At 70.6% G+C, this 13,217-nt stretch carries 15 protein-coding genes; 5 read left to right on the top strand and 10 right to left on the bottom strand.

Features of this window, described 5'->3' with window-relative positions; all coding sequences use genetic code 11:
- Positions 1–11 precede the first annotated feature (11 nt).
- On the bottom strand, positions 12–1,085 hold the full coding sequence (ychF, locus tag RS82_RS02845) for a redox-regulated ATPase YchF (protein ID WP_045296769.1): 1,074 nt from the start codon (positions 1,083–1,085) through the stop codon (positions 12–14).
- Positions 1,086–1,164: 79 nt separating this feature from the next.
- Entirely contained in the window at positions 1,165–1,776 is a 612-nt protein-coding gene (locus RS82_RS02840; RefSeq protein ID WP_045296813.1) for a dihydrofolate reductase family protein, read from the bottom strand.
- An 88-nt stretch (positions 1,777–1,864) separates the two neighbouring features.
- Between RS82_RS02840 and RS82_RS02835 the strand changes: the two genes are divergently transcribed.
- Positions 1,865–2,521 carry a methyltransferase domain-containing protein gene (locus RS82_RS02835; protein ID WP_045296812.1) on the top strand — a complete coding sequence of 219 codons (657 nt, stop codon included), beginning with the start codon at positions 1,865–1,867 and terminating at the stop codon, positions 2,519–2,521.
- Between the two features lie 12 nt (positions 2,522–2,533).
- Here the strand turns inward: RS82_RS02835 and RS82_RS02830 are convergent, their stop codons facing one another.
- Positions 2,534–3,352 carry a class I SAM-dependent methyltransferase gene (locus RS82_RS02830; protein WP_084695428.1) on the bottom strand — a complete coding sequence of 273 codons (819 nt, stop codon included), beginning with the start codon at positions 3,350–3,352 and terminating at the stop codon, positions 2,534–2,536.
- A gap of 77 nt (positions 3,353–3,429) precedes the next feature.
- Between RS82_RS02830 and RS82_RS02825 the strand changes: the two genes are divergently transcribed.
- Both RS82_RS02825 and RS82_RS02820 read left to right on the top strand, forming a co-directional pair.
- The gene (locus RS82_RS02825) at positions 3,430–4,032 is read left to right on the top strand and encodes a 3'-5' exonuclease (RefSeq protein ID WP_045296768.1); all 603 of its coding nucleotides are present in this window, start codon (positions 3,430–3,432) and stop codon (positions 4,030–4,032) included.
- Positions 4,033–4,096: 64 nt separating this feature from the next.
- Entirely contained in the window at positions 4,097–5,440 is a 1,344-nt protein-coding gene (locus tag RS82_RS02820; protein ID WP_045296767.1) for a DNA recombination protein RmuC, read from the top strand.
- 3 nt (positions 5,441–5,443) lie between these two features.
- On the opposite strand, the gene RS82_RS02815 is transcribed toward RS82_RS02820, so the two are convergent.
- Together RS82_RS02815 and glpX are read right to left on the bottom strand one after the other, a co-directional pair.
- Positions 5,444–5,656, bottom strand: coding sequence for a hypothetical protein (locus RS82_RS02815; RefSeq protein WP_045296766.1), 213 nt, complete (start codon positions 5,654–5,656; stop codon positions 5,444–5,446).
- Between the two features lie 142 nt (positions 5,657–5,798).
- Entirely contained in the window at positions 5,799–6,788 is a 990-nt protein-coding gene (gene glpX / locus RS82_RS02810) for a class II fructose-bisphosphatase (protein ID WP_045296764.1), read from the bottom strand.
- Between the two features lie 190 nt (positions 6,789–6,978).
- On the opposite strand from glpX, the gene fbaA reads away from it, so the two are divergent.
- On the top strand, positions 6,979–8,010 hold the full coding sequence (gene fbaA, locus RS82_RS02805) for a class II fructose-bisphosphate aldolase (protein WP_045296761.1): 1,032 nt from the start codon (positions 6,979–6,981) through the stop codon (positions 8,008–8,010).
- A 141-nt stretch (positions 8,011–8,151) separates the two neighbouring features.
- Here the strand turns inward: fbaA and RS82_RS02800 are convergent, their stop codons facing one another.
- The 5 genes from RS82_RS02800 to RS82_RS02780 form a co-directional block, all read right to left on the bottom strand.
- Complete coding sequence (locus tag RS82_RS02800; RefSeq protein ID WP_045296760.1) at positions 8,152–8,703, bottom strand: MOSC domain-containing protein; 552 nt, start codon at positions 8,701–8,703, stop codon at positions 8,152–8,154.
- Positions 8,704–8,738: 35 nt separating this feature from the next.
- Positions 8,739–9,452: a zf-HC2 domain-containing protein gene (locus tag RS82_RS02795; protein ID WP_045296758.1), complete on the bottom strand. Its 714-nt coding sequence runs from the start codon at positions 9,450–9,452 to the stop codon at positions 8,739–8,741.
- Positions 9,449–9,988 (bottom strand): sigma-70 family RNA polymerase sigma factor, encoded by a 540-nt coding sequence (locus tag RS82_RS02790; RefSeq protein WP_045296756.1) that lies wholly within the window; start codon positions 9,986–9,988, stop codon positions 9,449–9,451. The genes RS82_RS02795 and RS82_RS02790 overlap by 4 nt, the downstream gene beginning before the upstream one ends.
- A 137-nt stretch (positions 9,989–10,125) precedes the next feature.
- Complete coding sequence (locus tag RS82_RS02785) at positions 10,126–10,695, bottom strand: DUF6264 family protein (RefSeq protein ID WP_045296755.1); 570 nt, start codon at positions 10,693–10,695, stop codon at positions 10,126–10,128.
- Complete coding sequence (locus RS82_RS02780) at positions 10,692–11,732, bottom strand: 4-hydroxy-3-methylbut-2-enyl diphosphate reductase (protein ID WP_045296810.1); 1,041 nt, start codon at positions 11,730–11,732, stop codon at positions 10,692–10,694. The genes RS82_RS02785 and RS82_RS02780 overlap by 4 nt, the downstream gene beginning before the upstream one ends.
- Positions 11,733–11,890: 158 nt before the next feature.
- Between RS82_RS02780 and xseA the strand changes: the two genes are divergently transcribed.
- The gene (xseA, locus tag RS82_RS02775; RefSeq protein ID WP_045296753.1) at positions 11,891–13,189 is read left to right on the top strand and encodes an exodeoxyribonuclease VII large subunit; all 1,299 of its coding nucleotides are present in this window, start codon (positions 11,891–11,893) and stop codon (positions 13,187–13,189) included.
- Positions 13,190–13,217 lie beyond the last annotated feature (28 nt).

Below are 13,217 nucleotides of genomic sequence, written 5' to 3'. Positions count from 1 at the left end.
AGGAGCGTTCGTCAGACGTTGAAGCGGAACTCGACGACATCGCCGTCCTGCATGACGTAGTCCTTGCCCTCGAGCCGGGCCTTGCCCTTCGATCGGGCCTCGACGACCGAGCCGGTCTCGACGAGGTCGTGGAACGAGATGACCTCGGCCTTGATGAAGCCCTTCTCGAAGTCGGTGTGGATCACGCCGGCCGCCTGCGGGGCCTTCCAGCCCTTGCCGATGGTCCAGGCGCGGGCCTCCTTCGGGCCGGCTGTCAGGTAGGTCTGCAGCCCGAGCGTGTCGAAGCCGATGCGCGCCAGCTGGTCGAGACCGGACTCGTCCTGCCCGGTCGAGGCGAGCAGCTCCGCCGCGTCCTCCGGGTCGAGGTCGATGAGCTCCGACTCGATCTTCGCGTCGAGGAAGACGGCCTTGGCCGGCGCGACCAGAGCCTCGAGCGAGGCCTTCTTCGCAGTATCCGTCAGCACAGCCTCATCCACGTTGAAGACGAAGATGAACGGCTTCGCGGTCAGCAGGCCCAGCTCCTTGATCGGCGAGAGGTCGATGCCCGAGGCCGACAGCAGCACCCCGCGCTCGAGGGCGTCCTTCGCCTCGATCGCCGCGGCGAGCACCGAGGGGTCGAGCTTCCTGCCCTTGACCTCCTTCTCGTACCGTGTGATCGCCTTCTCGAGCGTCTCGAGGTCGGCGAGCTGCAGCTCGGCGTTGATGGTCTCCATGTCGCTCTGCGGGTTGACCGCGCCGTCGACGTGCACCACGTCGTCGTCGTCGAAGCCGCGCACGACCTGGGCGATGGCGTCGGCCTCGCGGATGTTCGCGAGGAACTTGTTGCCGAGGCCCTCGCCCTCGCTCGCGCCGCGGACGATGCCGGCGATGTCGACGAACGACACGGCGGCGGGCAGGATCCGCTCGGAGTGGAAGATCTCGGCCAGCTTGTCGAGCCGCGGGTCGGGCAGGTTGACCACGCCGATGTTGGGCTCGATCGTCGCGAACGGGTAGTTCGCCGCGAGCACCTGGTTCTTGGTCAGGGCGTTGAAGAGGGTCGACTTGCCGACGTTCGGGAGACCGACGATTCCGATGGTGAGAGCCACGGGCATCCAGTCTAGGCGAGGTGGCCCCGCGCCTTGGCGGGACGGATGCCGCACCCCGCGGCATCCGTCCCTCCCAGGATCAGTCCGGATCGACGCGCCATCGCATCAGCACGTTGCCCGATTCCTCCCACGACCGGGTCTCGAGCAGCTTCAGGGCCACCGCCGGCCGTTCGTCGAACAGCGGCACGCCGGACCCGGCGATCAGCGGGAACGTGACGAGGTGCAGCTCGTCCACGAGCCCGGCGCGCATGAGGTCGTTCCACAGCACCCGGCCGAGGAGCACGAGGATGCCGCGCCCCTCGCGCTGCTTGAGGGCCGCGACCTCTTCCCGTGCGTCGGCGACCCGCACGATGCGGATGTTCTCGTACGACGCGATGTCGTCCGCGGTGATCGTGTCGGACACGACGACCTTCTCGACCCCGAGGATCAGCTCGGCGAACTGGTGACGGATGTCGGTCGCATCGGGGTCCGACCGGACGCCCGTCCAGTAGCCGAGGTTGCCGAGCGTCGATCGGCGGCCCGCGAGCAGCAGGGTGTCTGACGCGCGCAGGAGCGCCGTCGTGTAGTGGTCGAAGGTGTCGGCGCCCTGGTAGTCGGGATGCCAGTGCTCGAAGAACGAGCCGATGTCGTGATCGTCGTCCTCGTAGCGGCCGTCGACGGTGACGAAGTTGCAGACGGTGAGAGTGCGCACCCGCGCCACGGTACGCCGCCCCGTCGACACCGCGGCGCCGCGACGCTCGCCCGTTGCCGGGCGTGTCGTGCGACGCGATACTGAGCGCGTGGACGAGTGCTGCGCGCCGAGAGTGCCGGAGGGCTACGACCGGGAGTTCAACGCCCGGTTCGCCCGTCGGCTCGCGCGCCAGTACCGGAACGGCGGTCTCACGCCGAGCGCGGCGCTGGTGCTCGACTTCGCGGGCTCGGTCGGGCTCGAGGGGGCGTCTCTGCTCGAGATCGGCGGGGGGATCGGCGACATCCAGCTGGAAGCGCTCAAGCGGGGCGCGTCCCACACGACCAACGTCGAGCTGTCCGCGGCCTACGAGTCCGAGGCTGCGAGGCTGCTCGACGAGGCCGGCCTGCGCGATCGCGTGACACGGATGCTGGGGGTCGATCTCGCGAGCACGCCCGAGGCGGTGGAGCGGGCCGACATCGTCGTGCTGCATCGCGTCGTCTGCTGCTACCCGGACTACGAGCGTCTGCTCGGTGCGGCCGCCGGACGGGCCGACCGCGCCGTCGTGTTCAGTCACCCGCCGCGCACAGTGCTCGCCCGGTTCTCAGCGCGCGCGATCAACACCCTCTACGCCCTGACGGGCAATCCCTACCGGGCGTACGCGCACATGCCGGACGCCATGATCGCGGTGCTGAGCGGGCGCGGGCTCGAACCGCGCTACCGCGAGGCCAGCGGGCCATGGCACGTCGTGGGCACCGTCCGCGCGTGACCCGCCGAGATCTCAGGAACGATCCTCACGCCCCCTCGACGCAGCGCTGGCGCGCTGCGCAGGCCCTCGGGGCGCGTGGGCCCGGCCCCGGAACGCGTGCGTCACGTACGGCAGGTCCACGACCTCGGCGCCGGTCGCCTCGGTGACCCGGCGTTCGTCGAACAGGTCGCTCACCGCTGCCAGGATCTCCGTCCGGTCGGCGTCCGACGCGGTGATGACGTAGCTGCGCGAGGCGACCATGTCGATGAGTGCTGCACGCGTGATGGAGCGCGTCCATCTCCACGAGCGGGGCTCGAGTCCGTCGAAGGGCTCGGCGACCCGGGGGCCGTCGCCCGCGAGCATCTCCTCTGCGTGGCTGCCGTGCATCGCGGCCGTGAGACGAGCGACCCACGGATCCGTCTCGTCGCGGATGTTCCAGACGAGCCCGAGCACACCTCCCTCGCGAAGCGCCCGCCCGACCTCGGCCGAAGCAGCGACGGGGTCGACCCAGTGCCACGCCTGGCCGAGCAGCACGGCATCGACGGAAGCGTCGGGAAGCGGCATCCGTTCCGCCGTCCCCACGAAGGTCGGCACGCCGTGGACGTGCTCGCGGAGGCTCGAGAGCATGTCGGCGTCGGGGTCGATCGCCACGACCTCGGCCCCGGCTTCGACGATCGTGCGGGTGAGCTTGCCGGTGCCCGCCCCGACGTCGGCGACGCGCACAGCGCGGCCCGGCTCGCGGACCGGAGCGAGCATCCAGTCCACGGCTTCGCGCGGATAGTCGGGCCGGCCCGACTCGTACGCGCCGGCGGCGGCCCCGAACGAGCGCGACATCTCTTCGCGACTGGCCATGTCTCCGACCCTATGACGAGAGCGCGCGCTCGGCGCGCCTTCCGTCCGCGCAGCCGGGCCGGGGTGAGTCTGGGGATGTGCCTCTGGACTTCACCGCGATCGACTTCGAGACGGCGAACTCCAGCAACGCCTCGGCCTGTGCGGTCGGACTCGTGCGGGTACGCGATGGCGAGATCGTCGACCGGACAGGCTGGCTGATCCGCCCACCGGCGGGGCACGACGTGTTCTTCGAGCTGAACGTCCGCATCCACGGCATCCGGCCGGAGGACGTCGTCGACGCGGCGCCGTGGAGCAGCCAGCTCGCCGACATCGTCGCCTTCGCCGCAGACGACATCCTCGTCGCCCACAACGCCGGCTTCGACATGGCGGTGCTCAAGCGGGCGTGCGACGCGACCGGGGACGAATGCCCGCCGTACCGTTACGCGTGCAGTCTCCAGGTGGCCCGCAGGGTCTACCGTCTCGAGTCCTACCGGCTGCCGTTCGTCGCCGCGGAGGCCGGATTCGCCGACTTCCCGCACCACAACGCCACCGCCGACGCCATGGCCTGCGCGCACGTCATGATCGACGCGGCGCGGCGCGTGGGCGCCGGCGACATCGACGCCCTCGCCGAGGCGGTCGGCGTCCGGGTGTCGCAGATCGCGGCCGCCGAGGCTCCCGCGGTCTCGTTCGCCGTCGCATGACGCGGAACCGGATGCTGCGGCCCGCCGCACGGGCGATGTCCGAGGCATCCGGCACCCTGGAGCCATGGACGCAGTCGTGATCAGTGTGGTGGCAATCGCCTGCCTCCTCGTCGGCGTGATGGCCGGCTGGGCGGCGGGTCTCGCCCGCGGCGCGGCACGGGCCGCACGCGAACAGGCCGACCTCACCGCGCGGCTCGCCGGCTCGGAGGCCGCGCGGCAGGGCGTGCAGGCCCAGCTGGAGCACCAGCAGGTGCTCTACCGCGAGCTCGCGAGCCAGGCGCGCCACGACCAGGCGGCCCGCGAGGAACGCGAGCGTCGCGAGCAGTCGGTGCTGCGGGCGCTCGCGCCCGTGCAGGAGACGCTGGCGGCCATGCACACGAAGGTCGACGATCTCGAGCGGGACCGGCACCTGCAGTTCGGCACGCTCGCCGAACAGCTGCGACGCGCACACGAGTCCGACGAGGCGCTGCGGGCGACAACCGAGTCGCTGGCCGGCGCCCTGCGTTCGGGGAGCACCCGCGGCGTATGGGGCGAGACGCAGCTGCGGCGCGTCGTCGAAGCCGCCGGGCTCACGCGCCACGTCGACTTCGACCTGCAGGCATCGATCACGTCGGATGCCGGCGCCGGCCGCCCCGACATGGTCATCCGCCTCCCCGGCGACAAGGCGATCGCCGTCGACGCCAAGGTCCCGCTCGACGCCTTCCTGGAGGCGAGCGCCATCCCGCTGACGGCGCAGGGAGCGGAGGCCGCCCGTCGGCGCAGCCTGCTCGACAAGCACGTCAAGGCGGTGCGGGCGCACGTCGACGCCCTCGCCCGCAAGACCTACTGGGCGGGGCTCTCGTCGAGCCCAGAGTTCGTCGTCTGCTTCGTGCCGAGCGAGTCGCTGCTCGCAGCCGCCCTGGAAGAAGACCCGTCGCTGCTCGACTACGCCTTCGGCAAGCGCGTCGCACTGGCATCGCCCGTCAACCTCTGGGCGGTGCTCAAGACGGTCGCGTACACCTGGACCCAGCAGGACGTCTCGCAAGAGGCCCGTGCGCTCTTCGATCTCGGCAACCAGCTCTACGAGCGGCTCGGCTCTCTCGCGTCGCACGCCGACGACCTGCGCCGAGCGATCGAGCGCACCGTCGACAGCTACAACCGGTTCGCCGGATCGCTCGAGACGCGTGTGCTGGTGAGCGCGCGCAAGTTCCCCGGCATCGACGCGACCAAGCTCGACGCCGTCAACGAGCCCGCCGCCATCGAGAAGAGCCCGCGCCGCCTCACGGCGCCGGAGATGCTCGACGAGACGCTCCCCGGGCTCGAAGAGCGGCGTGGGTCGGGCGCAGGCGACGACGTCGACCCGCCGCGTCGCTCCGCGACCGCGGAGCTCGGCGAGGTGCGCGCACGCATCGCCTCTCCGAACGAGTGAGGCTCAGGCGCCGCCGGGAACGAAGCTCAGGAGCACGATGACCGCGGCGGAGACGCCGACGAACGCGCCGATCATCCACCAGGCGCTGATCTCGTGACCCTCGTCACGACGGACCCGCAGGAGCACGTCCGGCCGGCGGGCGGGATCGATGGCGTTCGCCACCACCGCCTGCGCGCCCGTCTGGGGCGACGACGGATCGGCTGAGTACGCAGACATCGTCAACTCCTCGAGTAGGGAACACAGTCGTGTCTCCATCGACACCACTGAAGATTCTGCCAGAGTTCCCTCGGAGGCCGGTCACGAAACGGTCACGGCGGCATCACGTGTCGCACCACCGCGGCCGTTCAGCGTCAGACGGTCAGAGCCACTTCGAGACGAGGTGCTCCGACGAGATCCGGCGCAGCGTGCCCGACGCGCCGCGCAGCACGACGCTCTCGGTGTAGACGTACCCGCCCTCGCGTCGGACGCCGGCGACGAGCGCGCCGTCGGTGACGCCGGTCGCGACGAAGATCGTGTTGTTGCCCTTCACGAGGTCATCGGCCTCGTAGACGTAGCCGTCGAGTTTCAGGCCTGCGTCGATGCCGCGCTGCTTCTCGTCGTCGTCGCGGGGCCAGAGGCGGCCCTGGATGTGACCCCCGAGCGCCTTGATCGCGCACGCGGTGACGATGCCTTCGGGGCTGCCGCCCACGCCGACGCACATGTCGGTGCGGGCGTTGTGGCGCGCGGCGTTGATGCCGCCTGCGACGTCGCCGTCGCTCATCAGTCGCGTGCCCGCGCCGGCCTCGCGGATCTCTTCGATGAGGCGCTCGTGGCGGGGGCGGTGCAGCACGGAGACCACCAGCTCGTCGACGGGCTTGTCGAGGGCCTTCGCGAGCCGGCGGATGTTCTCGCCGATGGGCAGGCGGATGTCGACGACGCCCACGCCCGCGGGGCCGGTGACGAGCTTGTCCATGTAGAAGACGCTCGACGCGTCGAGCATCGTGCCGTGGTCGGAGACGGCGATCACGGAGAGAGCGTTGTTGCGCCCGGCCGCCGTGAGAGAGGTCCCGTCGATCGGATCGACCGCGACGTCGGCCTGCGGTCCACGGCCATTGCCGACACGCTCGCCGTTGTAGAGCATCGGCGCTTCGTCCTTCTCGCCCTCGCCGATGACGATCGTGCCGTCGAAGTTCACGGTGGTGAAGAAGGCGCGCATCGCGTCGACGGCCGCCCCGTCGGCCGCCTCCTTGGCGCCGCGGCCGATGAACGGCACCGCGCGGATCGCCGCCGCTTCGGTCGCTCGCACGAGCTCGAGTGCGAGGTTGCGGTCGGGGTGGAGGGGACTCATGTCCGCGGTCAGGCTCACCATGCGGTCAGCCTATGCCAGCATCCCGCCCGATTCACGGGAATTTCACGCGACGGAAAGCGAAGGAATCGCCTTTCTTTCCGCTAGTGCAGGGACGTGGTTTTCCCGCGATCGGCCGGGGGGGCGGCATCCGTTCCGACTTCCGGCCCTTGGGTAGAGTTTCCGTGAACCCCACTCGATCAAGGGAGCACTCATGCCCGTCGCCACCCCGGAGCAGTACGCCGACATGCTGGACCGCGCGAAGGCCGGTGGCTTCGCGTATCCCGCCATCAACGTCGCCAGTTCGCAGTCGATCAACGCGGTCCTCCAGGGACTGACCGAGGCCGGCTCGGACGGCATCATCCAGGTCACGACGGGCGGCGCGGACTACTTCGCCGGCCACACCGTGAAGAACCGCGCCGCCGGTGCGCTCGCGTTCGCGAAGTTCGCCACCGAGGTCGCCAAGAGCTACCCCATCACGGTCGCCCTCCACACCGACCACTGCCCGAAGCCGGCGCTCGCGGACTTCGTGCTCCCCCTCATCGAGGCGTCGGAGGAAGAGGTGAAGGCCGGCCGCAACCCGATCTTCCAGTCGCACATGTGGGACGGCTCAGCGGTCCCGCTCGACGAGAACATCGAGATCGCGAAGGACCTGCTCCCCCGCCTCAAGAACATCAACGCCATCCTCGAGGTCGAGATCGGCGTCGTGGGCGGCGAAGAGGACGGTGTCCAGCACGAGGGCTCCAACGAGGCGCTCTACACGACGGTCGCCGACGTGACGAAGGCCGTCGAGGCACTCGGCCTCGGCGAGAACGGCCGCTACATCTCAGCCCTCACCTTCGGCAACGTGCACGGCGTGTACAAGCCGGGCAACGTCAAGCTCCGTCCCGAGCTCCTCGGTGAGATCCAGGAGGGCATCGCGGCGAAGTTCGGCACCGGCCCGAAGCCCCTCGATCTCGTCTTCCACGGCGGCAGCGGCTCGACGGACGAGGAGATCGCGCTCGCGGTCGCCAACGGCGTGGTGAAGATGAACGTCGACACCGACACGCAGTACGCGTTCACGCGCTCGGTCGCCGGCTTCATGTTCTCGAACTACGACGGCGTCCTGAAGGTCGATGGCGAGGTGGGCAACAAGAAGGCCTACGACCCGCGCGCCTGGGGCAAGATCGCCGAGTCGGCGATGGCCGCCCGCGTGGTCGAGGCCACGAAGCAGCTCGGCTCGGCCGGCAAGAGCCTCGGCGCGTAGACAGCAGATTCGACGGATGCCTCGGCAGCGGCCTCGCGGGGCAGGTGCCGGGGCATTCGCGCATTCCCGGACCCCGAGGGTGGGCTCCCGCGCCCGAGGCTCCGTACGCGGCGCGAAGCGACGCGCACGGAGGCGTGAGGATTATTCGGGGTCGGCGTAGCGGTCGAGCAGCCCGGGAGCACCGTCGGGCCGGTGGACCACCACGATCTCGTCGCCCGCCTGCACGCGCCCGCCCCGGACGACGCGCAGATAGGGTCCGAGGCGGCGTTCGTTCGAGAAGCGCTTGACCCACCCGCGCGCGTCGTCGCCGCCGACCCAGCGCGCGAACGTCTGGCACGGAGTGCGGGGCATCGTGACCTCGACCTCCACGCGGTCGCCGATGCGCCACCGCTCGCCGATGAGCGCCGCGTTGACGTCGATTCCCTCGACCCGCAGGTTCTCGCCGAACCAGCCGGGCGGAAGCTCCCGGCCGAGCTCCGACTCCCAGAACGCGGCATCCTCGTCGGCGTACGCGTAGAGGGCCTTGTCGAAGCCCCCGTGGTGCTTGCGGTCGGCCTGCACGTCGGCGTACACACCGTACGGCCCGACGCGCACGGGTCCGTCCACAGGGCCTTTGTCGATCGCGGTGACGCCGACCGAGCCGGCATCGGGACGCAATCGTCGGACGGCGCAGACGGCGACCAGGCGAGGCATCCGCTCATCCTAGCGAGCGTCCATGCCCGCCACGCTCACTCCCCCGGCGGCGCGGGTTCGCCTCGCAGCAGCACACGGCCGTCCGAGACGGCCCGCACCTCGATCGACGCGATGTCGGCGCGGTCCAGCGCCGTGCCGGCGTCGAGGTGGGCCGTCGTCCCCGGCCCGGCTCGCCAGGAAGACAGCTCGCTCGTGGTGCCGTCGGTCGAGGTGACGACGAGCACGTACGGCCACTCCTGATCGGCCGTGTAGGGATCGCGACTGGGAGGGTAGTGGCACGTCATCGCGATGCGGGTACCCCATGCCACGTCGGTCAGTTCCACTTTCGCGGTCAGCGGCACGTCCGTCACGGCCTGGAGCGCGACGACCTCTTCGGGCACGCTCGCCGGAGCGACCGCCGTCGTCACCGCGAAGGCGATCACCACGGCGACGGCGGCCGCTGCCGCGAGGCCGCTGCCCCAGGCGATCATGCGGCGCCGACGGCCGTCGCGCGTGCCGCGGACGACCATGCGCTCGCGTGCAGCGGGATCAGGGCCGTCATGGTCCGACGGCTCGAGCAGCGTCTCGGCGCGTTCGGGTGCGACCCTCGCCAAGAGCCCCATCGTCGGCGCCAGGTCCGCGATCGCCTCGCGGCAGACGGGACAGCTGTCGAGGTGGGCCTCGAATCGACGGCGGTCGTCGAGGCTGAGAGCGCGCACGACGTATGCGGCGTCCCAATCGGCGAAGCGGCCGTGATCCGTGGTGGTCATCGCGTCACCCCCTTCTCCTGCAGGGTGAGCCGGAGGGCGCGCAGCCCGTAGTGGAGACGCGACTTGACGGTGCCCTCCGGGATGTCGAGTTCGTCGGCCATCTCGGCCACGGAGAGGCCGCGGTAGTAGGCGCGCACGACGACGGCGCGGTGGTCCGTCGTGAGCGTGGCCAGCGCCTCCTCCACGAGGATCGCCTCGAACAGCGCGTCGGTGGCGTCCGGCGCGGTGCGCTCGGGGACTTCGGCGACGTCGATCTCCCGCCGACGCCGCGCGCTGCGCGCCTCGTCGATCACGAGGTGGCGCGCGACGGTGAACATCCACGAGCGCGTGGTCGAAGGATCCTGCTCGAGGATCTTGGGCGTTCGCCACGCCCGCAGCAGCGTTTCCTGCACGATATCGTCGGCACCGGCGCGATCGCCGGTGAGATGCACGACATAGCGCCAGACCGGCGCCGCGTGTGCGTCGTACAGAGCGGCCAGGCGCGCGGCATCGCGTCCGGCGGCACTGTCTCGACGCTCCACGTCGTCGTGCGGCATCCATCACCTCCCGCAGGAGACACGAGACACACCACCTGCGGGTTCACGTGAATCCGCAGCACGCCCGTGTCGTCACCTGTGAGTATGGACCCGCCGTTGCGGGACATCGCGGCGCGCGATCCGCGCGCCGCGGAAGGTCAGAGCCGCGCGCTGTCGAGGAGCGCCTGCCAGACCGCGGGGTCGTTCGTCAGCGGCGCGACCATGAGCGCGCCCGCGATCAGCGAGAAGACGATGCCGCCCACCAGCGGGATCCACCATGTCAGGCGGGCGCGGCGGATGTTCCAGACCGAGAGGGCCGCCGTGACGCACCAGCCGGCCACGAGGACGAGCACTGCGGCGATCGCCCAGGGTTCTCCGGCGGCGGGATCCGAGAGCTGCACGTCGGCGCCCATCAGCCCGAGCATCGTCTCGGCGTACGAGCCGTAGTCGAGGAACGCCGGCACCGAGGTGATCACGTTGACGAGGCCGTAGGCGAGCAGCGCGAACGTCACGATGCGGTCGACGGGGTGCGGACGCTTCTCGGCGACGGCAGGAGCGGGTGGGATGCCGTCTGCCGGGGCATCCGTCATGATCGGCGCGATCGGCTCCAGCTGCCACGGAGCCGGCTCCTGGATGCGTGCCCGCTGCTCCTCCGGCGTCGCGTACTCGCCGAACTGGGGACGGGGACGCGAGCGCGGATCGGGCTGGGCGTCGACGGCGTCGCTCACGAGCGGGTCCGTCCACCCAGGGCGCGGTCGTCGCGCTTGCCGGCGGCATCCGTTCGCAGCTCCTTCGGAAGGGAGAACTGCAGATCCTCCTCGGCGGTGCGCACCTCTTCGACGTCGCGGTAGCCGGCCGCAGCGAGGTCGTCGAGCACCTGCTGCACGAGCACTTCGGGCACCGACGCGCCGCTGGTGACGCCGACGGTCTCGACCCCCTCGAGCCACGCCTGCTCGACCTCGTCGGCGTAGTCGACGCGGTAGGCGGCCTTCGCGCCGTGCTCCAGCGCGACCTCGACGAGTCGGACACTGTTCGACGAGTTGGCCGACCCGACGACGATCACGAGATCGGCATCCTTCGCGACCTTCTTAATCGCGACCTGGCGGTTCTGGGTGGCGTAGCAGATGTCGTCCGACGGCGGATCCTGCAGCTCAGGGAAGCGCACCCGCAGACGGCGCACGGTCTCCATCGTCTCGTCGACCGAGAGCGTCGTCTGCGACAGCCACACGACCTTCGAGGGATCGCGAACCTCGATGGTGTCGGCCTCCTCGGGCGAGTTCACGATGGTCACATGGTCGGGAGCCTCACCCGCGGTGCCTTCGACCTCCTCGTGGCCGACGTGGCCGATCAGGAGGATCTCGAAGTCGTCCCGCGCGAAGCGCACGGCCTCGCGATGCACCTTCGTGACGAGCGGGCACGTGGCGTCGATGGCGCGGAGACCGCGATCGGATGCCGCGTTCACGACCGCGGGCGACACCCCGTGCGCGCTGAACACGACGTGGGCGCCCGAGGGGACCTCATCCACCTCTTCGACGAAGATGGCGCCCTGTTTCTCGAGCTCGGTGACGACGTGGATGTTGTGCACGATCTGCTTGCGCACGTACACCGGTGCGCCGTAGCGCTCGAGCGCCTTCTCGACGGCGATGACGGCGCGGTCCACCCCCGCGCAGTAGCCGCGCGGGGATGCCAGGAGCACCCGCTTGTGTCCGGCCCCGGCGATATCCTTGAGCGGTTCGCGCCGCCGCGGGATCCGCGGGACGGGCATGCTCACAGGGGCCTGACTCGCTCGGGTCTGTCCCGCGGTGCTGATGCTCACCCCTCGATTCTACGGGCGGGCTCCTGAGCGCGGCCTCCGACCGGGAGCCCGCGGCGCCCGCCGGCCGACCGGCGAGAGCAAGCCCTTCCCGGGCACGAAAGGACCGCATGACGAGTTTCCAGCCCGCCACCGTCCCCGGCGAGCCGCCGCCCCCGGACTCGGTCGCGCCGCGTGACTCCACGGCGCAGGCGCCGACCTCCGTCGCCCGGCTCAACGACACGATCCGCGGTTTCGTCCAGACATGGGGCTCGGTCTGGGTCGAGGGCGAGATCACGGGGTGGAACCAGCGCGGCGGCAACGTCTTCGGCCGCCTGAAGGATCTGGTGACCGACGCCACCGTCTCGTTCCGCATCTGGTCGTCCACGCGAGACCGGCTGCCCGGAGACCTGAAGGTCGGCGACCACGTGATCGCGTGCGTAAAAGCCGACTACTTCGTGAAGAACGGCGACTTCAGCTTCGGCGTCTCGGCGATGCGTCACGTGGGACTCGGCGACCAGCTGGAGAAGCTGGAGCGCCTGCGCGTGCAGCTGCGGTCCGAAGGTCTCTTCGACCCGTCCCGCAAGAAGCCTCTCCCCTTCCTGCCGCACCTCATCGGCCTCATCACCGGCGAGAACTCGGATGCCGAGAAGGACGTCCATCGCAACGCCGAGCTGCGCTGGCCGCAGGTGAGGTTCCAGACGAAATACGCCGCCGTGCAGGGCGACCGGTGCGTTCCCGAGACGATCGCGGCTCTGAAGGCGCTGGATGCCGCACCCGACGTCGACGTCATCATCATCGCCCGCGGCGGCGGCGACCCGCAGACCCTGCTCGGCTTCAGCGACGAACGCCTGATCCGGGCGGTGGCGGCGGCATCCACTCCCGTCGTCAGCGCCATCGGCCACGAGAACGACCATCCGCTCCTCGACGACGTCGCCGACCTGCGCGCGTCGACCCCGACCGACGCCGCCAAACGCGTCGTGCCGGATGTCGCTGAGCAGCGCGCGCTCGTCGGGCAGCTGCGCGCCCGTATGAACACACGGCTCACGCAGCGCATCTCGCACGACATCGCCCAGCTCGAGCAGCTGCGTTCCCGCCCGGTGCTGCGCGACCCCGAGACACTGCTGACCACCCGCTCGCACGAGGTCGAGCTCCTCGCCGCGCGCGGGCGCGATCGCATCGACCGGTCGCTGCGCATCCAGGAGCAGCGCACGGCCGAGCTCCGCGCGACGCTGCGCGCCCTCTCCCCCGCATCGACCCTGGCCCGCGGCTACGCGATCGCGCACCTCGCCGACGGTGTCATCGTGCGCGACGCGACGCAGGCTCCGCCCTCCACCCCCATCGTCGTCACCGTCGGACGCGGCTCGTTCGCGGCACGCTCCGAGGGCGAGATCGCGGAGGACGAGGGCCGGGCGGGCGACGTCGTCTAGCCGAATCGGGCGGGGCGCGGGCCGGTCC

Origin of the sequence: Microbacterium trichothecenolyticum (assembly GCF_000956465.1) — a bacterium.
Taxonomy (GTDB): Bacteria; Actinomycetota; Actinomycetes; order Actinomycetales; family Microbacteriaceae; genus Microbacterium; species Microbacterium trichothecenolyticum.
Note: the sequence above shows the minus strand (reverse complement) of the source record. Positions and strands in the feature narration are given on the sequence as shown.

Bases quoted from the DNA above. Each gene is read 5' to 3' on its own strand.
- RS82_RS02830 (WP_084695428.1), bottom strand. From the start codon at position 3,352: ATGGCCAGTCGCGAAGAGATGTCGCGCTCGTTCGGGGCCGCCGCCGGC.
- RS82_RS02820 (WP_045296767.1), top strand. From the start codon at position 4,097: ATGGACGCAGTCGTGATCAGTGTGGTGGCAATCGCCTGCCTCCTCGTC.
- RS82_RS02815 (WP_045296766.1), bottom strand. From the start codon at position 5,656: ATGTCTGCGTACTCAGCCGATCCGTCGTCGCCCCAGACGGGCGCGCAG.
- glpX (WP_045296764.1), bottom strand. From the start codon at position 6,788: ATGGTGAGCCTGACCGCGGACATGAGTCCCCTCCACCCCGACCGCAAC.
- fbaA (WP_045296761.1), top strand. From the start codon at position 6,979: ATGCCCGTCGCCACCCCGGAGCAGTACGCCGACATGCTGGACCGCGCG.
- RS82_RS02800 (WP_045296760.1), bottom strand. From the start codon at position 8,703: ATGCCTCGCCTGGTCGCCGTCTGCGCCGTCCGACGATTGCGTCCCGAT.
- RS82_RS02795 (WP_045296758.1), bottom strand. From the start codon at position 9,452: ATGACCACCACGGATCACGGCCGCTTCGCCGATTGGGACGCCGCATAC.
- RS82_RS02790 (WP_045296756.1), bottom strand. From the start codon at position 9,988: ATGCCGCACGACGACGTGGAGCGTCGAGACAGTGCCGCCGGACGCGAT.
- RS82_RS02780 (WP_045296810.1), bottom strand. From the start codon at position 11,732: ATGCCCGTCCCGCGGATCCCGCGGCGGCGCGAACCGCTCAAGGATATC.
- xseA (WP_045296753.1), top strand. From the start codon at position 11,891: ATGACGAGTTTCCAGCCCGCCACCGTCCCCGGCGAGCCGCCGCCCCCG.